The sequence below is a fragment of the Bradyrhizobium sp. AUGA SZCCT0158 genome (genome assembly GCF_018130065.1).
Classification (GTDB): Bacteria; Pseudomonadota; Alphaproteobacteria; order Rhizobiales; family Xanthobacteraceae; genus Bradyrhizobium.
The window spans coordinates 19695-41051 of sequence record NZ_JAFCME010000011.1; the positions used below are offsets into that span (position 1 = coordinate 19695).

Genomic DNA, 21357 nt, shown 5'->3' on the forward strand with positions numbered 1-21357 from the left:
GCAATAGCGGTGCGCGTCCGGCATACGGGCCGGTCAAGACTGGGGAACTGATGGTACCGGGTTGCGTAGAGCGCCACGTCTCGCATAATGAGGCAGACCGGGGAGCGAAAAAAGGGAATAATGAGCATCCAGCAGGGAGACTTCGTCGAGGCGAGGGGCCGTCAATGGCTCGTGGAGGCGGTCGACCATCCGGATTCCGATCTTCGCACGGTGCGGCTCTCGTCCATATCTGACGACGCCCAAGGCGAGCAGATCGAGGTGCTGTGGGACGCCGAAATCGGCACCTCCGTATTGCCGGTCAATTCATGGGACAACGTAGGTCGCGGCGCGCCCGACGATCCGCAGGTTCTCGCCGCCCACCTGCGCGCGATCCGCTGGAAGTCGGCAACCGCGGCCGATCGCGATCTGCTGCAGGCGCCATTCCGCGCCGGCATCCGGCTTGATGCCTATCAGCTCTTGCCGCTGCGCAAGGCGCTGCGGCTTCCGCGGGTGAATCTCCTGATCGCCGACGACGTCGGCCTTGGCAAGACGGTCGAGGCCGGTCTCGTCGTGCGCGAGCTGCTGCTGCGCCGGCGCATCGATTTCATCGTCATTGCGGCGCCGCCGGCGATGACGATCCAGTGGAAAGACGAGCTTGAGAGCAAGTTCGGTCTGAGCTTCGACATCATCGATCGCGAACGCATCGGCGAGCTGCGCCGCCTGCGCGGCTTCTCGGTCAACCCATGGGCGACTGGTTCGCGTTTCATCATCTCCCACAGCCTCCTGACCGAGGAGAACTACATCGCAGGCCTGCGTGATCTGCTCGGCGAATTCCGCTCGCGCGCGCTGTTTATCCTTGATGAAGCGCATCATGCAGCCCCCTCGGGTGGGGGGCGCTATGCGATTGCAAGCCAGATCACCCGTGCGGTGCGCGATCTGAGTCAGCGTTTCGAGCACCGCCTGTTCCTCACTGCGACACCGCACAATGGGCATTCGAACAGTTTTGCTGCGTTGCTGGAGATGCTCGATCCGCAAAGGTTTACTCGCGGCGATTCCAAGGCCTTGAAAATTGGCCCGCGCGACCTCGATCCGGTGATGGTGCGCCGCCTCAAGGTCGATCTGCGCCGTCTCGGAGAGGCATTCCCCGAGCGCAAGATCGAGGCAATTCCCATTGTGGGACTGCCAGCGGATGCACCGGAATTGGACCTTTGGCGGAAACTCGCCGCCTACGGCGAACTCCGCGACATCCGGCTCGCGAAACTGCCGCCACAGAAAAAAGCGCTGGCAAAACTCACCTTCGTCGGCTTGCAGCAGCGTCTGTTGTCATCGATTTCCGCGTTCGAACGCACGCTGAAGGCGCATCGCAAGACCCTGCATCGCCTGCTCGATGGTGAGCAGTCCCAAGTCGTCGAGGAGGCGGCCCACTCTTTCGTGGACGGCAGCACCACGGGCAAGGTCGAGGGTCTCGAGCTCGATGACGAGGAGCAGGAGACCGGTCTCGATGCGGATGAGGACGCCGCGACCGAAGCGGCGTCGATTGTTGGTGCCTCCGGCGCAATGGCGCCCGATCTGACTAAGGAAGTCGCCGCAGTCGACGAGATGCTGACGATCGCCGCGCGTGCCGCACCCAAGCCGGACGCGCGGGCGCAATGGCTCGCGCAGTGGATCAAATCCAATTGTTTCTCGGGCAAGGCGTGGAACAGCCGCCGGCTGATCATCTTCACCGAGTGGGAAGACACTCGCCGCTGGCTTGAGAAACGTCTGCGGGAAGTGATCGAGGGCACCGATCACGCCGACGACCGCATCGCCATATTCACGGGAGCAACTGGGCAGGACCGTCGCGAAGAGGTGAAGGCCGCCTTCAATGCCGATCCCGCAAAGGAGCCCGTGCGCATTCTGATCTGCACCGATGCGGCGCGCGAAGGCATCAATTTGCAGACCCGTTGCCATGATCTGGTCCACTTCGATCTGCCTTGGAATCCCTCCCGTCTGGAACAGCGTAACGGCCGTATCGATCGCAAGCTGCAACCGGCGAAGCAGGTGTTCTGCCGCTACTTCCGCTACGAGCAACGCGAGGCCGATATCGTGCTGGAAGCGCTGGTGCGCAAGACCGAGGTGATTCAAAACCAGCTCGGCTCCGCGGGGCAAGTGATCGAGAAGCGGATCAAGGAGCGGATGGCGGCCGTGGGCATTGATCGCGGCGAGGCGAAGGCACTTGCGAAGGCGATCGAGGAGGAGACCGACGCCGAGAGCTTCGCCCGTGCGCGCGCCGAGATGGATGACGAAGAAAAGGCGCGGTACGAGCGCGTCGTCAGGGAGCAGCAGGATCTGCAGAAGGCGCTCGAGAATTCGCGTGAGCGCGTCGGCGTCGACCCGCATGATCTGCAGCGTGTGATCGGCGCCGCGCTGTCGCACGTCGACCTGTTGCTGGACAAGGCGCGCGGCGAGACGATCGGCAACGTCGCGACATTCGCGATCGATCCCACGGACAAGGCATTCGCGAAGGACGCGGGCTGGCAGGATACGTTCGACGACCTCCGCCTGCGCCGGCGCAAGCGCGGCGAAAGCCTCAACGAATGGCGCAAGCGCGCGCCCGTCCGCCCCATCGCCTTCGAATCGCCGCGCCTCCCGGACGGCCGCGACGTGCCGGAGATCGTACAGGTGCACCTCGAGCATCGGCTCGTGCGCCGGCTCATGTCCCGCTTTCTGTCGCAGGGGTTTCAGTCCGGCCTCTCTCGCGTTACCGTAATCGCAGGGCCGGGCGCGCAGCCGCGGCTTGTGCTGATGGGGCGCCTTGCGGTGTACGGCGCAGGCGCCGCTCGGCTGCATGAAGAGATCATCCCGGTCGCCGCGATCTGGATCGAGGCGGACCGCGGGAAGAAGCCGCTTAAAGCCCTTGGTGAAAGCGGCGAGGAGCGGACGCTCAATCAGCTCGAGCACGCGCTGCGTGACGCACGTCGCGCGCCTCCCATGGCGGCCGCCCGCGTCGAGGCACTGATCGAGAAGGATATCGCCGACCTCGTGCCCGTGCTGAAGACGATCGCTGACGAGCGGCTCGCGAAGGTGAAAATCGATCTCGTGAAGCGTGGTGAGGCGGAGGCGAAATCGCTTGCCGAGTTGCTGGAGCAACAGCGGCGGCGCATCGCAAAGGCTAACGACGAATACGATCCGAACCAGTATCTTTTACCCGGCGTTGGCGACGAGGAGCGGCGCGAGCGCGAGGCGGACCGGCGTCACTGGCAGGGCCGCCTGGTGCGGCTGGAGAAGGAAATCCGCGACGAGCCCGCGCGAATCCGCAGCTCCTATGACGTCTCGGCACATCGACTTGAGCCAGTCGGGCTCGTTTATCTCTGGCCCGCGACAGGCTGATGGCGATGGCTCAGGAGATCAGGCGCGATCCCGATTTGGAATGGCTGGACCACGTCCGGCCGGTCGGGCTTGTCGTCGCACCGGTGCTGCTCAAGGAGCTCGGCCTGCCGCCGGTGCGTCAGACCCAGCTCGACAGCGCCGTGGTGGCCGCGCACATCGGCGACGATGACGGCAGGCCGGCGCTGGCCGATGCGTGGGGGTTCGTCCGCGACGTCCTCGGCTGGGAAGCCGCACATGTTGCCGGCAGTCCGGATGGCCCGCCGTTGCCGGACGTGCAGGTCGCGCTGCCCGAGCATACGACTACCCTCAGCCCTACCTGGGCGGTGAAGGAGCTGGGCGAGACCAAGCAGCCTTGGCAGCTCCTCGTGCGCATCGAGCAGACGGGCATTGATCCCGATGCACGCGCGACGCACGGTGGCTGGGAAGCGACTGCCCACCAGCGATTCGAGCGCCTGCTGCGCGAAACCGGCGTCCACGCCGGCGTTCTGATCTCGGAGCGGAGCGAGCACAAGGACGGCGAAGATCGTTTCCGTCCAGAGCTGCGCCTCGTCTATGCGCCGAAGGGCGAAACGTCGGGGTATCTCGCGTTCCCGTTGCGCGACCTGCGCACCGTTGCCGGGCGGCCGATGCTCGGCGGCCTCAAGCTGCTGCTCGATTCCACCCGTTTGTTTGCTGACGCAAGCGACCGCCGTCTTCCGGCGCTGCTGGAAAAGAGCCGAGAGGCGCAGGCTGCTGTTTCCACCACGCTGGCCGAGCAGGTTCTCGGCGCGCTGCACGAGCTGCTGCGCGGGCTCGACGCTGCGGCGCCCGATCTCGTTCGCGATCTGGCGGGCGAGCGACCCGCGCATCTTTATGAAGGCCTCCTGACAGTGATGATGCGGCTCGTCTTCATCCTCTATGCCGAGGATCGCGACCTGCTTCCGTCCCGGACCGACGGCCGCGCGCGCGAGCTCTACGAGACCGGTTATTCGCTGCGCGGTCTCTATGACCGCCTCACCCACGACACCGCGCTCAATCCGGACACCATGGACGAACGCCGTGGCGCTTGGGGCCAGTTGCTCGCGCTATTCCGCCTGATTCACGAAGGACATTCGAGCCATTTCGTGCGGGCACGGGGCGGCAAGCTATTCGACCCTGATCAGTTTTCATTCCTCGAGGGACGCAAGGTTGATGAAGATGCATCATGCGTGCTGCCTGTTTCCGACGGCTGCGTTCTGCGCATTCTCGAAGGTCTGATGACTCTCGCCGCGAAAGGGGGCGCGCGCGAGCGATTGTCCTACCGTACCCTCGATGTCGAACAAATCGGCTCGGTTTATGAGACGGTGATGGGCTTTCGCGCCGAGCGGACCGAGGGTCCAAGCCTCGCGATCAAGGCCGGCAAAAACAACCGCACCCCCGTCTTCGTCGATCTCAAGGCGTTGCTTGCGGCCAAGGGCAAGAATCGTATCAAGCATCTGAAGGAGGAAGCGGATCGCGCACAGTTGTCCGCTGGCGTGACGAATGCAGTTCAGGCTGCCAAAACGGCCGCCGAACTTGCCGCCGCGCTCGATGGGATCGTCGACGAACGGGGCTCGCCCAGGAAGCATCCGATTGCGGCGGGAACACCGATCCTGCAGCCGACCGACGAGCGCCGCCGCACCGGCAGCCACTACACGCCGCGCACGCTTACCGCGCCTATCGTCGAACACGCGCTTGCGCCGGCATTCGAGCGACTAGGGCCGGCCGCGACGCCCGAACAGATTCTCGACCTGAAAGTCTGCGACCCCGCCATGGGCTCCGGCGCGTTCCTAGTCGAGGCCTGTCGCGCGCTGGCTGCACGACTTGTGCAGGCGTGGGCACGCCATCCAGAACAGAAGCCGAAGAACATTCCGCCGGACGAGGACGAAGAGCTGCATGCAAAGCGCCTTGTGGCGCAGCGCTGCCTCTACGGCGTGGACAAGAATCCCCTCGCCACGGATCTTGCAAAGCTGTCGCTGTGGCTTGCGACGCTCGCGCGCGACCACGAGTTCACCTTTATAGACCACGCGCTCAAATCGGGCGACAGCCTTGTAGGTCTCTCGCAGGCGCAGATCGCGGCGGCACATTGGGATACGTCGAAGCCAAGCCTGCCGCTGTTCCGCAAGCTCGTAAAGGATCGAATCGATGAAGCTATGAAGGGCCGCGCGGAAATCCAGGTGGCACCTGACGATACTGCGCGTGCCATCCAGGAGGCCCGGCATCGCTCGCTGGAAGGGCGCCTGAAGGAAATTCGCTTGATGGGCGATGCAGTGATCGCGGCGTTCTTCTCCGAGGACAAGCCGAAGGCCCGCGAGAAGAAGCGCGCCGAGGTCGAGAGCTGGTTGGCCGGATCGCCAGTAGCGTGGAACAAACTCACCGCGATTGCCGCGACGCTAAAGCAAGGCGAGTATTCGCTTACGCCCTTTCATTGGGGAATCGAGTTTCCGGAGATCTTTGCAAGGATAGATGCTGGCTTCGACGCAATTGTTGGAAATCCACCGTTTCTTGGTGGCAAATCCATTTCGACAAACTTCGGGAATTCATTCGGACTTTGGTTGGAAGCGCAACACCCCCAAGGTAGTCGTAGCGCAGATATTGTTGCGCATTTTTTCCGCCAAGCATTTGATTTGGTCAATAAGAACGGCGCGTTTGGGCTGATCGCTACCAAGACAATCCGTCAAGGCGACACCCGGGAAACGGGTTTGGCAGCAATCGTTGCGCAGGGCGGCATAATTCGGCGAGCTGTGAGGCGCTTGAAATGGCCAGGTGAGGCATCGGTCATTGTTTGCGTGGTTCATATCGCCAAAGTTGGCCTCTCGCGTCCCTTACTGGATGGGCGACCTGTCCGTCGCATCTCGGCTTATCTCGTCGACGGGGACTTCGACCTTTCGCCACAGCGGCTCGCTTCCAATGTTCGAAAGTCATTTGTTGGCTCATTCTTGCTTGGCATGGGATTTACCTTTGATGATGCGGCCGCAAAAAAGGGGGTGTCTGAAAATCTAGAGACGATGCGGAGTCTGATTCACAAAGATTCCCACAATGCCAAACTCGTCTTTCCGTTCATCGGAGGCGAAGAGATGAACTCTGATCCTCGCCACGAGCACCATCGGTACACAATCGATTTTTTTGATAGGCCGTTGAGCCGCGATCGCGACTTACGCTCTTGGAAAGAAATGCCTGAAGGCGAAAAAGCAAAATGCCTGAGTCGAGGTCTTGTACCAGGTGACTATCCAGACGAAGTCGCCGAAGATTGGCCTGATCTCTTAGAGATAATCCGCCTTCGCGTTAAGCCAGAGCGCGACGGACAGAAACGTAAAGCTGTCCGAGAGCGCTGGTGGCAATACGCCGATAAGCGGCCAGGCCTATATAGCTCGGTTTCAAACCTAGGCCACGTCTTGGCTTGCAATGCAGGAGCTTCACCGCATCACGTTGTTGCCCGCCTGCCTACAGGTAGTATCTTTGCACACTCGCTGGTGATATTTCCATTTCATTCGTTGTCGCCATTCTGCCACCTGCAGGCCCGTCCGCACGAGATGTGGGCACGGTTTTTTGCCTCATCGATGAAAGATGATTTGCGGTATACGCCATCAGACTGTTTTGAGACATTCCCACTTCCGACCAATTTCGAATCTGCGCCCAATTTAGACGCGGCGGCGCAAAGATACCTCGACCATCGTGCTGCGCTAATGGTCGCCCGCAACGAGGGTATGACCAAAGCTTACAATCGTTTCCACAATTCGTTAGAGACCGCTGAAGACATCCAATGCCTGCGCGAGCTACATGCCGCGATGGATCGTGCCGTGTTCGAAGCCTATGGCTGGCACGATCTCGCCGCGCGCGCCGAGCCAGTTTTTCTCGACGAAACCAACGAGGGCGATTTCACCTACCAAGGCCGCTTGTTCTGGCCCTCCGATTTTCGCGACGAGGTCCTCGCCCGTCTCCTCGCGCTCAACGCCGAGCGCCATGCCGAAGAAGTTCGTCGTGGTGTCGCGCCGGGGATGAAGGGCGAGCCCGAGGATGAAAGCGATGAGGATGGCGATACAGAGTAAATGGTCGCGCCAGCAGAGAGTGCCGGATGCCGATCTGTAGCCGATGCGGTAGCGAAATTGAGTTCCGCTAGATGAAGGGGCGCAGCTTACCGCTGCACCTCTACGGCGGCGCGTTGGGAACAGCACGAAGGTAAGAAGTGCGACCCCGCAACGCATTTGCCCCCACCCGCCGCGGTGGAACGACGTATTCAAGCAATTGGTTGAATACGCCGAGGCGCATCCCTGCAATCCAAGCCGGCCGCCGGCTCCGTTCATTCTCGCCGGATGGGCGTACAGCAATGACAGCGATAAGGCGCGCAGGTGGAGAGAGATGGTTGACTGTGCCTCAGCCAATGGCTGCTTAAGCATCGTCGAAGGAATTGCGGATCGTAAGGGCCGAAATGCCGACCAGCTATTCAGTAGGTCCGATGGGCGGGTCCATGTTACCTACTGTGGGATTCCGAGACAAAGGTGCGACGGCCCGATGATGAACTAGTGAAAGATTTCGAATATTTATCTGCGCATTGGGCCGAGATCGCTGGATCGGACCTTTCAACAGTTACACGTCCCGTGGCGTTCACGGGCAAGAAAACGCGACGCTTGCTTGTCCAAGCTGACGGTACGGCGACCCCATCGTGGGGAGGGTGGTCAGATCGATCGCGGGACGAAGCCCCGCGCCGTACGTTTGCTCGATTCCGCAATGCAGTGAATAAGGCGATCGATCCCCATGAGGTCGATCATATCGAGTTCAATACGAGACGCGACTAGGCCGCGCCCGAAACTGCCGACAACCCGACGTTGAAATCAGTAACAGTCTGTGCTGGACTGAGGTAGGCTCAGGGGGTGGCTATGGCGAAGAGGCGAAAAGTCGAACCAAAATACGCCGTCAATATTTCGATGAAGGCATGGGATTTGGCAAAGGCGGGCGCCGCGGTCACGCTGCGCGTGCGTGATCGGGGTTTGTTGCTCGGCACTATTGAGATCGGCCAGGGCACGTTTGGTTGGAAGGGCGCAAAGACAAAGAGCGGATTCAAGCGCATATCCTGGCGAAAGCTGGCTGAGGATTTCCAGAGATACCATTGAAATCTCCAATTCAATTGGCCTCCGAACCATGAAGACAGTCCGCACGGCCAAGCTTGGCAAACTCGAACTGCGGCTTGTCGAAAAGGACAAACGCTTTTTCGGCGTGGTTGTCGGCGGTAGCACGCGGAGGGCGCCGATCGAGGGTGATAGCGCAGACGATGTCTGGCGGCGGCTTCACGATGAGGCCGCAAAATCGGGCCCGAAGTACGTGGGCTTCGACGGCGCGAGAAACCGGTTCCTGCATTTCTTTCCGAACGGCTTTCAGTCCGATGGCTATGCGAGGCAGGAGCGCGACTACAAAGTCGCCGCAAAGTCGAAACTCGATTCGACCGTTTCGGTCGGCCAGGCGGCAACAGGCACCGGATTTGGCGAAGCGGTCCTCGCGGTATTCCGGGCCACCAATCTGCTGTCCTCCTTCGAAATGACGCGTATGCAGGAAGTCTTGCGAGGGCCGAACGCCGACGCATTCGTTCAGGCTGCCGCGCGCTTTACGCTGGGCGGGGGCGAGCCCGCGCTCCTCGATATGGAGCGTACGCTGAAGCCTCATGACAACGCGAAATGGACGGTCGTGACCTACTTGCCCTTTCTCTGGCGGCCGGATCAGCACATGTTCCTGAAGCCCGAGGTGACCAATGACGTTGCCGCGCGGGTAGGACATCGATTTTCCTTTGACTATGAGGCGCGGCTCGATCCAGCCGTATACGAGAGCCTGCTCGACCTCGTCGCCCAGACGGAAGAGGAACTGGCCGATCTCAAGCCGCGCGATCGAATCGATGTCCAGAGCCTTATTTGGGTTGTTGGAAATTACTCAACCGACAGCGAAGCGCCTCAGCCTTGACTGCGCGGAGCGCCCCCTTCGAAGAGTGCCGGCCTGTGTTTCCTTGAATTTCCCGTCGCTCTCAAATCGGGTTTCGCAGTCTATTGACGCCTTTTGCGGGAGACCTGTTTCATGACCAAGCCATTGGACGAAACCCTCGAAGTGGTCGGATTCAGGGGCGCACAGACCGCTGACCAGATCGAGGCGCGATTCATCGACTTCGCGCGCGATATCATGGGGTCTCACGATCTGGTCCACGGCGAACGCCGCTGGAAGGTCACGGCTATCGAACTCTATCTTTGCAGCCGCCAGTCCTTCAACGGCTGGCGGGATCCCTATACGCATGCCAATCCGGAACAGCTGAAGGCCGGTACATGGTACGTCCATGATGAAGGTACCCGTGCGCCGACGTATTCGGGAATCGACATCACATGCGGATCAGACGATGACGGCATCCACGGCGGTATTCTCGTGCGCGAACTGTCGGGAGAGCATCGATGGGTCTTCCAACGAATCATCCGGGGCGACAGGGAAAGCTTCCCGCGAAAGGGGAATGTGTGGTCTGATGACGAGAAAAAGATCGTCCGCTCGATTCACGGTACCAACATTCACTTGGGACCATTGCGTCTCGTTCGACGGCAAGAGCAAACAACCCCGCTCTATATCGGCCCGCGGATCGGCCTGAGACCCAAGCCGAATTCTGGCGCTGAGGACGTCAAGACAAAGGCCTTCCGACTTGCCGCGTTGCGCATCGCCACGTCGCGGACGGCTGTCGGTAAGATGTCGATGACCGAAATTGATCTAGGTGTCCGTAAAATGCGTCCGACAGCGACGAGTTGAGAGCCTTCCGTTGTTTCCGGGCAAGCTTGGCTGAGGTTTTTCCACACCGATCATGGGTGCGCCGACCCGACAGCGCGCAGGCCGCGCACTTGAGGTGTTTCGCGGGCCCCCGCGGCTCGACTTTTCACCCGAGGCGGTACGAAGGGCGATGCTCGAAATCCGGGGGTGACCGAGGCGACATTCAGACCTTTCACGATTTCCTGCTACGTACTGACGCACAGCGGATCTTGGTTCCGCGAAATCTATCGAATAACCTATTGAAAATTTACATCTTTTTCATCCAATTTGACATAAGTCTAATTGCAAGATTATCTTGCATGTACGGATTCGCAAGATTATAAGATCTTCATGAGCACGTTGATCGGCACCCGCCTCAAGGCTCTTCGCGAGGAGCGCAAGCTTTCGCAGGACGACCTTGCACGCATGTTCGGCTTCAAGGACCGGCAAACCGTATCGGCGATCGAGAACGGCGAGCGCCGCCTCTCAGCCGAGGAGTTGCTGCTCGCGGTCGAGAAGCTTGCGTCCTCGCTCGAATATTTCACCGACCCCTTCATGCTTGCCGGCGAGGGGAGCTTTTCCTGGCGTCAGTCGGGCGTGTCGAGCGAGCGCCTGAATTCCTTCGAGCGCGTCGTCGGCCGCTGGGTCGCCGCCATCCGCACCCTGGCGCCCGCGGTCGGCAGGCCCGGACCGAACATGCGCCAGTCTTTGAAGCTGACGTCGAAGAGCAGTTTCGACGACGCGATGGCCGCGGGGGAGCGGTTCGCGACCGATTTCGGACTTGGCGATGTTCCCGCCCGACGCCTCGCCGAGGTGATGGAGGGAAAGCTCGGCATCCTCGTGCTGATGATCGACGCGTTCGAGGGCGTCTCGGGGGCCGCATGCCGGCTGCCCGAACTGGACGCGGTGCTTATCAACCGCCGGGAAATTGCGGGCCGCCGTCACTTCGATCTTGCGCACGAGTTGTTTCACATCCTCACCTGGGACACGATGCCGCCTGAGCATGTCGAGGAATCGTCCGAGCGCAGCAGAAGTCGCGTCGAGCAGCTCGCGAACAGTTTTGCCTCAGCCTTGCTGATGCCGGCAGCGGTGCTCGACGGGCTGGCGCCCGCAAAGGGATACAATGTCAAATGGCTAAACGACACCGCCGAAGCGCTGCAGGTGACCGCGTCGGCGCTGAAGTGGCGGCTGGTCGCACTCGGCCGGCTCGATTCCGCGGAGGCCAACAGGATGGCCGACTCGGCGCTGCGCAACAACGGCCGCAAGGTCGAAGGCCGCACGCCGCCTCCGCTTTTCTCGAAAGCGTTCATGGAAGTGATAGCGCTTGCGATCGACGACGGGCAGGTGTCCGCGCGCAAGGCGGCGGATCTGCTCGACCTGAAACTCGAAGACCTTGCGGAGCTTTGCGCCACTCACGGCGTCAAAGCTTCGGTCGATTTGTGAGGGGCCATGGTGCGGCGCCAGGGCCCGGTATTGGTGGATACCAACGTCATTCTCGAGTGCTGGCGCGTGAATGCGTGGAATGCACTCAGCGGAGGCTACGGCGTGGAAACGGTCGAGGACTGCGTGATCGAGACCCAGACCGGCTACCAGCGCCGGCGCGAGGAGCAGCGTGTCGAGCAGGCTGTGCTCGCGGCCTCGCTGCGCGCCGTTCACAAGGTCGGCAAGGCCGAACTGGCCGGCGTTCTGCTTCGCGATCCGCTGGCTGCCAACCTCGACCATGGCGAACGCTCGCTGTGGGCGCACGCCGTCGGCCGCGCCGATGCCTGGGTGCTCTGTGGGCCGGACAAGGCGAGCTTGCGCTTCGGCGTAAGGCTTGGCCTGCGCGACCGGCTCGTCGCCCTGGAGAGATTGTTGTCCGACGCGGGTCACAAGGCCGGATCGGTGCTGCGGGAGAACTACACATCGAAGTGGCTCGACCGGATACTCGGCGAAATGGTGATGTCTGAGGGAGCGAAACGCAAATGACCACGAACACCCCCCTCGAGATGCGTTCGATCATCGTTGGCAAATTTCGTCGCGATCTCGTCGGTCCCGGTCTCGATCCTGCCGATGCCGACATCGTGCGCGAGCGGCTGAACGAAAATCCCTCGCGCTGGTATCTGACCGGATTCCTTGCACCGATCGCCGACCCATTTACACACGAAACGCCGTCGAAAGAGGAAGACACTCCGTCGGCGCAAGAAGACAATGAGAATTTCCTCACGCAGCCGAATGAGGCTGGCGCTGGCGGCGCCGCGGGCGACGACGATCCTCCCGAAGCGCCGAACAGCAAGCGCCGGTTCCTGCCGTCCTCGGTCGGTCTGACCGTCCTACTGCCGCCGGACGTCACCCAGATTGAGGCGCGAGTCTCCTGGGGCGACTATCTGACCGAGCCGCGGCTGCCGGAGTCGATGCTGCTTCCAGATGACGAAACGCTTTCCGATGTCGATCCCAAGGCGCCGAAGCCGCCGAAGGTGGACTGGATTCGTGCTCCGCGTGAACAGGTCGTGCGCGTCCCCGTGCCCGACGGGCGTGCGGAGGATCCGGTCATGGTTCCCGAAAGCGCGGCCGAGCAGCGAAGCGGGGGCGGCCTCGTTCTGGAGGCGCACGCGCGCAAGTTCAGCTTCGCCACCCCGGAGGGAACCGAACAAGTCACGGCGTTGACGGTCTTTCTCGTCAACAAGCGTGCCGAAGTCCGTCGCCGCTACGCGGACGTCAGTTTGGTCTTCCAGGCGCGGCTCGAACTCATTTGCAAAGAAGGCTTCAAGCCTCGCCGCGATCTGTCCGGTTTCAATTCCGACGACCCTGATCTGCGCCTTGCCGACCTTCACTACCGTGATGTTTGCGAATACGGCGTCGGCCGCAACTCCGCCGCGGGCTGGGACGAAGCAGAAGAAAATGCAGCCAGGGTCACGCGGGTCTGGACCGATCCGCTGCCGCTAGCCGAGGTCGAGCGCGTGGCGCCAAACGAAGACGTCTCGCTGACGTCGAAGGTGGTGTTCGACATGGGCCCGCTCGCCGAGGCGGCGGCCGGGGACGGCGCGGATCTTGTCAGGGCCCTGTCGGCGCTGCCGCAACTCTATGCGGGCTGGGTTGAGGCCGAGCGCGTCAAGCGAGCGGATCTGGGCGTGCGCCGCGGCGAAACGGCAAGTCAGCTAATCGCTGATATGGAGCGCGCGCGCGAGCGCATTGTCGAAGGAATCGACATTCTCTCGCGCGACAAGCTCGCGCGCAGCGCGTTCCGCTTCATGAATCTTGCCGTCTCAGCGGCGGCGCGTCGTCGCGACGCATCGATGCAGAACCCTCGATGGCGCCCGTTCCAGCTGGCGTTCATTCTCGTCAATCTGGCCGGCCTTTCCGATCGCACCCACAAGGATCGTGAGATCGCCGACCTGCTGTTCTTCCCCACTGGCGGCGGCAAGACCGAAGCCTATCTTGGGCTCGCGGCCTTCGTCATCGCGCTTCGGCGTCTGAAGGGCGCCGGCGTGCTTGGCGCGGGTGTAGCGGTGATCATGCGATATACGCTCCGGCTGCTGACACTTGATCAGCTCTCGCGCGCTGCAGGTGTGGTCTGCGCGCTCGAGCTGATGAGAACCGACCCGGCCAACGCCGACCAGAACGGCCGCAAACTGCTCGGCGACTGGCCAATCGAGATCGGCCTGTGGGTCGGCTCCGATGCCTCGCCCAATCGACTGGGCCGCCAGGGTGACGCAGACCAGACAACCGCGGTGGGCCGCGTGCGGCGCTACAGGATGGGGCAGGATAAGCGTGCGCCCGCGCCGCTGAAGGCGTGCCCCTGGTGTGGCACGGCTTTCACGCCGCAGTCGTTCTCCTGTGTTCCGAGCGATGCCGCGCCGAACAACATGGTGATCCGCTGCGCGAATACCGGTTGTGACTTTACCCGCGACCGTCCGCTCCCCATTCTCACGGTCGATGAGCCGATCTATCGGCGTCTTCCGGCCTTCGTGATCGCAACCGTGGACAAGTTTGCCGGCCTGCCTTGGGTCGGCGAGGCCGGCGCGTTCTTCGGCCATGTCGATCGCTTCCAAGAGAACGTCGGCTTCTTCGGCGCCGCCGAGCAACGGCAGGGAAAGAAGCTCGACAACGGTTGGAAACTCGATCCGCCCGATCTCATCATTCAGGACGAACTACATCTTATCGCCGGCCCGCTCGGAACCGTCGCTGGCCTCTATGAGGTTGCGATCGACCAGCTTTCAACGCGCAGCGTATCCGGCAAGCGCGTTCGTCCCAAGATCGTGGCCTCGACGGCGACGGTGCGGCGCGCAAGCCAGCAGATCGAAGCCTTGTTCGATCGGCAGAGCACCAGCATCTTTCCACCACCGGGCATCGATCGCACGAACAGCTTCTTCGCACGCACCGTGCCCTCGTCGCAGGATCCCGCGCGGCTTTATCTGGGCATCGCCGCGCAGGGCAGAGGCCCCAAGCTCGTCTTCCTGCGTTCGTTGACGACGCTGCTGACGGCAGCCCAGGCCGAATACGACCGTCTCGCGGCGGCGGGGGCCAACCCCAATCCGGCCGATCCCTACATGACGGCACTCTGCTACTTCAATGCGTTGCGCGAGCTCGGCGGTGCGCGCCGTATCGTCGAAGACGAGGTGCGCGCGAATGCCCAGCGCTACGGGTCCGACCGTCGCAGGGCAGACCCAATAGATTCTCCCTTTGCCGACCGCCGGCTCCGCGAGCCGCTTGAGATCACCTCGCGCGTATCAACTGACGACGTGGCACGCGCCAAGCAACGTCTCGACGCCGTCTTCGGCGGAAACGGCGAGCCGGTGGACGTGGCGCTTGCCACCAACATGATTTCGGTCGGCCTCGACATTCTACGGCTGGGTTTGATGGCGGTGCAGGGTCAACCGAAGACAGCAGCTGAATACATCCAGGCGACGAGCCGCATCGGCCGCGATCATCGCCGACCCGGCCTCGTCGTCGTGGTCCTGAACATGCACAAGCCACGCGACCGCGCCCATTTCGAGCAGTTCGGACAGTATCACCGCACGTTCTACCGCGCCGTCGAGGCCACCAGCGTGACGCCTTGGGCGTCCCGCGCGCTGGATCGCGCGCTCGCGGCGGTCGTTGTGGCGGCGGCCCGCCACATTAATCCGGGACTGACGCCGGAGACCGCTGTCAAGGAGCTGGTCAATCAGGCGCCGACGCGAACCGCGGTGCGCGAAGCTATCCTGCAACGCGCACCCGAGGCGGCGATCCCCGGCGGGAGGCCTGCACTAGGGAAGCTGATCGACGCCCTGTTCGACGCCTGGATCGAAACTGCAAGAGAGCAGATCGATGGCGGTAACTCGTTCGCATATGCGTCAAATCCCAGCCCACACCGGCTGCTGCACATGCCGCTCGCGCCGGAAATCGCGAACCTTCCTCCGGCCCATCAACGCTTCGTTGCCGGCCGTTCGATGCGTGACGTCGAGGCCAGCGTGCTGGTCAATGCGCGTGATCCATGGGGCAAGCCAATCGCCAACGCGGACGATCTCAAATGACAAAAAATGCGCAACGATTGAGCCAGGTTATTTCGACCTTCGGCCCCGGAGCCATGGTCGATCTACCGACGCGTTCCGTGATCATCGGCGGGCTTGAGCTCTGGGACATGCGGAGCGGAAGCTTCGCGGCGGTACCCGAGCCACGGCTGGTCGCCAGGCTGGAGACGTTCCTCAAGGCCCAGAACCGGCTCCCGCAGACGACAAATTTGTCGCTGCGCACTCCGCCGGTCGATCATGGACGGCCCGGTCAGGTGCCGAGCCACATCGCTGCGCCGGTATTCCCGGCATGGTTCGTATGCGACCAGGTTGAAAGCACGGGCCGTGACACGTTGCGCCGCCGCCGTCTGGTGCGCTGGCAGGACCTCGACACGGCAGGAGGACGACGCAGGTTCGTCTCCGACGATGGTAAGAAGTCGGACACCACCCCGATCCGGTTCGTCTGCGCCTGCAGGAAAGGCCACATCCAGGACATTGACTGGCGCTGGATAGTGCATCGTAGTGAGCCCTGCCAGAACCCGATGTGGATCGAAGAAAAGGGCACGAGCGCCGACGCGGATGATCTCGAGGTCGTCTGCGGCTGCGGAAAGAGGCTGGCGATGCGGCAATTGTTCATTGCCGGATTGCTGGGCGAATGTCGCGGCGAACGCCCCTGGCTTCTCGACCGGGACCCGAACGGTTGCGATCAGCCGCTGAAGCTGCTGACGCGTACGGCGACCAATACGTACTTTCCACAGGTCGATACCGTCATTTCGTTACCGTCGGCCGAGGACGAGCTGACGAAGCTGGTCGAGAGCCTGTCGGGCGAGCTGGCCAACGTTCAATCTGTTGCGGACGTTGGACCTGCTAGGCGGTTCAATTCGAAGATCAAGGCTGCGCTCGAGTCATATCCCGACGAGGAGATCTTCGCGCGCCTCACCCGTATTCGAGAAGGCGCGGTCGCGGAGAGCAGTGGCTCGGCGAAGCTGGCGGAATTCGACGTGTTTGCCAGCGGCCGGCCGGAGATCGGGCACAATACGCCGACCGCCAAACTCTATGCGCAAACGTTGCCCCGCGAGACCTGGCTCGACGCCGGCACCGAGATCGACCTCTCGTCGATCAAGAGCGTCGTGGCGGTACATCGGCTGCGCGCCGTATCGTGCCTCTACGGCTTCACGCGCTTCGAGGCCGCGCCGACCTCGGCGGACGGAGAGCTTGAGGATGTCGGTCTCGCCGTGCACGGCGCACCGATTTCGCAGAATGCCGACTGGCTTCCCGCGATCGAGCAGTTCGGCGAGGGTCTGTTCATTCACTTCGACGAAGTAGCGATCGCGCGTTGGCTGACCGAGGCTGAAACGCGTGCGCGGCACGATCTGTTGCATGGCGGCTATCTACACTGGAGGCAAAAATTCGCGAAGCCGCCTAAATACCCGGGCACAGCTTATACGCTGCTGCACAGCCTAGCGCATATCCTGATGACGGAGATAGCGCTCGACTGCGGCTATCCGTCGAGCTCGCTGAAGGAGCGCGTTTATGCGCTGCATGCGGCTGACGGCGCCCCGGAGCGGTGCGGCATCCTGATCTACACGGCGACGGCCGGCGCGCAGGGCACGCTCGGTGGCCTGGTCGGTACCGCGCCGCGCTTCTCGCAAATCCTTTCTGCAGCGCTTGAGCGCACGCGGGTCTGCTCGAACGACCCGGTCTGCGCCGATCACGAACCCGATCCCCACGGCGGCGACCGCGCTACCCATGGCGCTGCCTGTCATGGCTGCCTGCTGATCGCGGAGACCAGCTGCGAAATGCGCAATACGTTTCTGGATCGCAACCTGCTGATGCAGACCATGTCGCCGCAGCGTTCGGCATTCTTTTGTGTGGAGAGTTAGGCCAGCACCGTTTCCAAATATTTGCCTATGATGGCTTCTCGATCGCCGAGGAATTCGCCGAACCTTGTATAGGGAAATGCAGACCAGTTTGGGAAATGATGCGTGGCTAAAAAGTAGCCCCTCTTTGTGCTATCTCTAAACTGGCTATCCAGCCACTCGTCGAAGTCGGCGGCTGATTTGGCTTGGTTGGGGCCACCTTGTAGCAATTGCAAGTTGGCAAGGTTGTCACGCAAATCCGGCCAAACGCTGGCATTCTCAGGGTCGACGTCCTTGGCGAGCAAGCGTCGTTCAGTGACCTTGCTTCTGGGGTAGACATGATCAATATGGAAGCCATTGGAGAAGTCAAAATTTGGATAGAGGAGACTGAGCACGAGGAAAGTTTGCCGACCCTTGTGTTGCAGTCCCAAAAGATTTTGAATCTCTTCCTGCGGAAACTTAATCGATCGGTTCAGCTGCGTTAGCCGGTCATTGATTTCCGCTTCGGGAAATCTTTCAATAGATGCGCTCTGCAGAACGCCGCGAAGGGCACCTAGAATTGTGTCTCCCATTGACCCGAACGTCCCGCGCAGTAGCACCTTCGTTAGCCAGCTGCGAATGGTGGCTCGATCCGCCAAGTTCGATGAGGAGTGTAGATAAGAGTCAGTGGCGCCCTTTTTTCGTAGGTAGTAGGCGATCGGGATTAGTGCGTTCGCCGACAGTAGCGATCTGTCACTGAGCCCGAACGATTTGGTCAAATGAACCGTCAATGATAGGCTGGTCTTGATCGAGGGCCAGGCCTTTTCAATCGTGGCCATGTTCTGTGCATTGAAGTTCTCGACCTTAAATTTCACGTCCGATATGTCCGAAAGCACCAATGCGGATTTGAGGACAAAATCCTGGTCGAAAGTCAACTCGTCGCTGACGCTGTTTAATTCGTCGACAAATCCGTGGATTGCCTGGCGGGCATCTGTACCTTTCCATGAAGCGGTAGCGATCGAAAGCAATAGGTCGGAATAACTCAGCTTCGTACCCCCGCTGTTTATTCGGATGAATATCTGCAGGACCTTATCGAGATCGGCTTCGCGCTCTAGGAAGAAGTTCACATTCCCTATAGTGTTCAGCGATTCACAGATTTTTGCGAGCGTTTGAGCCGCAAAGTCACGCTTCTCCTGAGGCGACGAACTAATGCGCTCCATCGCCATGAACATCAAAACATCACTGACGCTCTTAATTTTCAAGAAGAGTTCTGGAAATGACACCCAGAAGCGCGCCTTATCGATCGCAGCCTCTTCCGGGGTAAGAAAGCGGATCGCATAGAACTTTTGCTCGTCGGTTTCGTCGGCGCGCCCGAGGAGATCAATATAAAGCTTCCTAACTGGATAGGCGGCTAAATTTGAGCGTTGCTTGTTCTTGGTGCGGCTCGCATAGGTTCCGGTGAGGGCGATCACGAGCGCCGTCAGCCGCTGTTGACCATCCAGGACCGCCGTAACGTCTCGATCACCGGTTAGTTGGGCCGGCGCATTATGGCGCGCGTTGTACTCGTGATACTGCGTCAGAAACTTGTAGAACTGCCAGTCGTTCACCTGTTTGCGAGGTACTTCCCAGAAAAGGAAGCTGCTGATCGGATAGCCCCGCAACAGAGAGTCGAAAAGAAGTTCGATTTGCTCGGGCTCCCAAATAAATTCGCGCTGAATAGCCGGAAGGACATATTTCCCGTCGAGGATGTTCTGTATGGCCTGACGGATAGGAATTGGCGTTTCAAAAGGCATCTCATCTCCCCCACAACTTTAGATAAGATCTGATGACCGCTGCATCTGTCAAGGCAGTGCCGCTGATGGATAGGCCGCTCATTCATCAAGCCGGCTGTTTGCCACCGCCCCGACACCTAATTCTCTGCGGCGTACATGCGACGCAATTTGCCGCCGCTGGCCTCAGCGACCGATACCGTGATTCTTAAGTCACTTGTACCGATTGCGGGTAATTTCTGTCCAATGGCATCTCGGTGTGACCAAGTTTGTAATGGCGTAGTTCGCCATGTTGCTCGGGCGGCTTGGAGAGTTCTTCAAACTCACCTCCCGCTTTCATAGGGAAAGTCCTTTGGCCATGTGGCTGAATTCGCTAGGTGCGCAAACGACTAATTGTGCTGTGACTGACATTGTAGGAACGAGCGATGTCGGTCAGTACTTCGCCGGCCTCTCGGCGGAGGATTGCCTCCTTCCGCTGGTGAGTCGTCAACTTTGGTTTGCGGCCAAGGATAACCCCTCTCGCCTTGGCGCGCTCGCGGCCTTCACCAGTGCGCGATCGAATGAGTTCACGTTCGAACTCAGCGAGGCCCCCAAGAACTGTTAGCATTAAGCGACCGTGAGCCGTTGTTGTGTCAGCCCAGACGTCTCCTAGCGATCTGAAGCCGGCGCCTTTGTCTGCGATTGTTGCGAGCAAGTTGAGGAGATCGCGAGTGGAGCGCGCCAGGCGATCGAGCCGAGTGACGACCAATACGTCGCCCTTTGTCAGAACCGCCACCAGTCGCATTAGTTGCTTGCGGTCCGAACGTGCACCGCTGATCTTCTCCTGAAAAATCTTGGTGCATTTGGCCGCCTTGAGCTCAGCGAACTGGGCGGCAAGAGACTGGCCGTCTGTGCTTACACGGGCGTATCCGTAAGCGACCATAATTCCTCACATTTCGCACATATATTACGCACAACATAAACTACTATTTTGCAAGGGTCAACGGGATTGTGCATAATTCATGATTATTGCACGGGCTGCTGGCGCGGGCCCAGAGGTGAGAGCCACGGCCATTGCATCTCCTGAAACGAATCCACGACGAATATCTCCGCACTGGCGCTTGAAGCTGAAAGGGTCTTTCTACTCCATGAGGCTTGATTCACAATGGAAGCCGCGTCAACCTGAGGTAGGGGAACCTCATGGTGATGGGCATCGATTACAGCCATTGGTTAGTACAGGGCGATGAGATCAAGCGGCTGGTCTATCAGGACAGCTCAAACCAAGAGGTCGCGAGGATTTATTTGACCTACAAAATCGTCAAAGCCGTGGTTGGCACGTAGACCATGCTCTTGCAATTCACACCCTGGAGCGGAATTGGTGGTGACAGAGCTCTGCCTGCTATGCAGGGCACATGGGGACGGCGGTCTCGGTCGCGGGCTATTTGGCATGTATAAAAAAGCCAACAGATTTATGACAGGAAGCCGCAAAGGACCGGGATATGGACCTCCCAAATCAAAGACTGCCGGTAAGCCCCTCTCAAAGGCAGAGCAGAAAGCTATTGAAGAAGCGAAAGCTAAAAAAGCCCGTAAGCTTCTACGCAGTTTCGTCTCCCAATGCGCGACAGCTTATGCATATCATAAGCTTACAGCAACTTATCCAATCCCACCGGAATCGCTGAGATGGACAATCAAGGCGGCCGCAGGAAACGTCACTTGGTTGGCCTCCGATCAGACCTACAGACGACTCTTTGTTGAGGCATATTGCCACGTTCGCGGCGAACAGATTCTTTACGAGAAAGTCTGGAAAGAGGAAGGTGTTCGCACTGAACCGTCCGGCGTAACTCCCAACCAACGCGCAGCGCTTGCGGATCATGAGAAAAATAAGACAAACGAAGCGCGACGCAAACGGCCTACCGCATTCGAAAGGGCTGTGCAGGTCTTTTTAATCCAATATGCAGATGCTTCGGTGAGAGGACTTCCTCGCCCTCGGCCACCTGCAGAAGTGAGACAACGTTACAGCGGGAATAGCTTGCGCCAGTGGGAAAAGAATATTTTGGGTTCTGGTTTATTCAAATCAGCAATGAGGAAGGCTCGTGAAACGAACGTAAGCCAAAGTAAGAGATGATCCGTCCGATTAGGCTTGCGGCAGTAGTCAGCTGGCACAGCACAGGGGTCGCCACACCCAACTCAGGA

The 21357-nt window shown here is 60.5% G+C and carries 13 protein-coding genes; 11 read left to right on the forward strand and 2 right to left on the reverse strand.

The window, feature by feature from the left end; genetic code table 11:
- Positions 1–120 precede the first annotated feature (120 nt).
- From drmD to drmB, 9 genes are all read left to right on the forward strand, one after another.
- A complete protein-coding gene (drmD, locus tag JQ574_RS17485; RefSeq protein ID WP_212383709.1) occupies positions 121–3348 on the forward strand; it encodes a DISARM system SNF2-like helicase DrmD in 3228 nt (1075 codons plus the stop codon).
- Entirely contained in the window at positions 3348–7394 is a 4047-nt protein-coding gene (locus JQ574_RS17490) for a DNA methyltransferase (RefSeq protein ID WP_249119411.1), read from the forward strand. The genes drmD and JQ574_RS17490 overlap by 1 nt, the downstream gene beginning before the upstream one ends.
- Before the next feature lie 822 nt (positions 7395–8216).
- Complete coding sequence (locus JQ574_RS17495; protein WP_212383710.1) at positions 8217–8456, forward strand: hypothetical protein; 240 nt, start codon at positions 8217–8219, stop codon at positions 8454–8456.
- Positions 8457–8484: 28 nt separating this feature from the next.
- A complete protein-coding gene (locus JQ574_RS17500) occupies positions 8485–9294 on the forward strand; it encodes a hypothetical protein (RefSeq protein WP_212383712.1) in 810 nt (269 codons plus the stop codon).
- A 111-nt stretch (positions 9295–9405) separates the two neighbouring features.
- Positions 9406–10113, forward strand: coding sequence for a hypothetical protein (locus tag JQ574_RS17505; RefSeq protein WP_212383714.1), 708 nt, complete (start codon positions 9406–9408; stop codon positions 10111–10113).
- Between the two features lie 348 nt (positions 10114–10461).
- Positions 10462–11553 (forward strand): XRE family transcriptional regulator, encoded by a 1092-nt coding sequence (locus JQ574_RS17510; protein WP_212383716.1) that lies wholly within the window; start codon positions 10462–10464, stop codon positions 11551–11553.
- A 6-nt stretch (positions 11554–11559) separates the two neighbouring features.
- Entirely contained in the window at positions 11560–12078 is a 519-nt protein-coding gene (locus JQ574_RS17515) for a hypothetical protein (RefSeq protein ID WP_212383718.1), read from the forward strand.
- A complete protein-coding gene (drmA, locus tag JQ574_RS17520; protein WP_212383720.1) occupies positions 12075–15602 on the forward strand; it encodes a DISARM system helicase DrmA in 3528 nt (1175 codons plus the stop codon). Before JQ574_RS17515 ends, drmA begins: the two co-directional genes overlap by 4 nt.
- Complete coding sequence (drmB, locus tag JQ574_RS17525) at positions 15599–17461, forward strand: DUF1998 domain-containing protein (protein WP_212383722.1); 1863 nt, start codon at positions 15599–15601, stop codon at positions 17459–17461. The genes drmA and drmB overlap by 4 nt, the downstream gene beginning before the upstream one ends.
- On the opposite strand, the gene JQ574_RS17530 is transcribed toward drmB, so the two are convergent.
- Both JQ574_RS17530 and JQ574_RS17535 read right to left on the reverse strand, forming a co-directional pair.
- The gene (locus JQ574_RS17530) at positions 17458–19209 is read right to left on the reverse strand and encodes a DUF262 domain-containing protein (RefSeq protein ID WP_212383724.1); all 1752 of its coding nucleotides are present in this window, start codon (positions 19207–19209) and stop codon (positions 17458–17460) included. The two genes, drmB and JQ574_RS17530, sit on opposite strands and share 4 nt — an antisense overlap.
- A 349-nt stretch (positions 19210–19558) precedes the next feature.
- A complete protein-coding gene (locus JQ574_RS17535; RefSeq protein WP_212383726.1) occupies positions 19559–20107 on the reverse strand; it encodes a recombinase family protein in 549 nt (182 codons plus the stop codon).
- A 257-nt stretch (positions 20108–20364) separates the two neighbouring features.
- Between JQ574_RS17535 and JQ574_RS17540 the strand changes: the two genes are divergently transcribed.
- Positions 20365–20505 carry a hypothetical protein gene (locus JQ574_RS17540; protein WP_212383728.1) on the forward strand — a complete coding sequence of 47 codons (141 nt, stop codon included), beginning with the start codon at positions 20365–20367 and terminating at the stop codon, positions 20503–20505.
- A gap of 106 nt (positions 20506–20611) precedes the next feature.
- Entirely contained in the window at positions 20612–21289 is a 678-nt protein-coding gene (locus JQ574_RS17545; RefSeq protein WP_212383730.1) for a hypothetical protein, read from the forward strand.
- Positions 21290–21357: the final 68 nt, after the last annotated feature.

Excerpts from the sequence above, each read along its gene's own strand:
- JQ574_RS17535 (WP_212383726.1), bottom strand. The coding sequence starts at position 20,107 with ATGGTCGCTTACGGATACGCCCGTGTAAGCACAGACGGCCAGTCTCTT.
- JQ574_RS17545 (WP_212383730.1), top strand. The coding sequence starts at position 20,612 with ATGTATAAAAAAGCCAACAGATTTATGACAGGAAGCCGCAAAGGACCG.
- JQ574_RS17490 (WP_249119411.1), top strand. The coding sequence starts at position 3,348 with ATGGCGATGGCTCAGGAGATCAGGCGCGATCCCGATTTGGAATGGCTG.
- drmA (WP_212383720.1), top strand. The coding sequence starts at position 12,075 with ATGACCACGAACACCCCCCTCGAGATGCGTTCGATCATCGTTGGCAAA.
- drmB (WP_212383722.1), top strand. The coding sequence starts at position 15,599 with ATGACAAAAAATGCGCAACGATTGAGCCAGGTTATTTCGACCTTCGGC.
- JQ574_RS17510 (WP_212383716.1), top strand. The coding sequence starts at position 10,462 with ATGAGCACGTTGATCGGCACCCGCCTCAAGGCTCTTCGCGAGGAGCGC.
- JQ574_RS17540 (WP_212383728.1), top strand. The coding sequence starts at position 20,365 with ATGGTGATGGGCATCGATTACAGCCATTGGTTAGTACAGGGCGATGAG.
- JQ574_RS17515 (WP_212383718.1), top strand. The coding sequence starts at position 11,560 with ATGGTGCGGCGCCAGGGCCCGGTATTGGTGGATACCAACGTCATTCTC.
- JQ574_RS17530 (WP_212383724.1), bottom strand. The coding sequence starts at position 19,209 with ATGCCTTTTGAAACGCCAATTCCTATCCGTCAGGCCATACAGAACATC.
- JQ574_RS17500 (WP_212383712.1), top strand. The coding sequence starts at position 8,485 with ATGAAGACAGTCCGCACGGCCAAGCTTGGCAAACTCGAACTGCGGCTT.
- drmD (WP_212383709.1), top strand. The coding sequence starts at position 121 with ATGAGCATCCAGCAGGGAGACTTCGTCGAGGCGAGGGGCCGTCAATGG.
- JQ574_RS17505 (WP_212383714.1), top strand. The coding sequence starts at position 9,406 with ATGACCAAGCCATTGGACGAAACCCTCGAAGTGGTCGGATTCAGGGGC.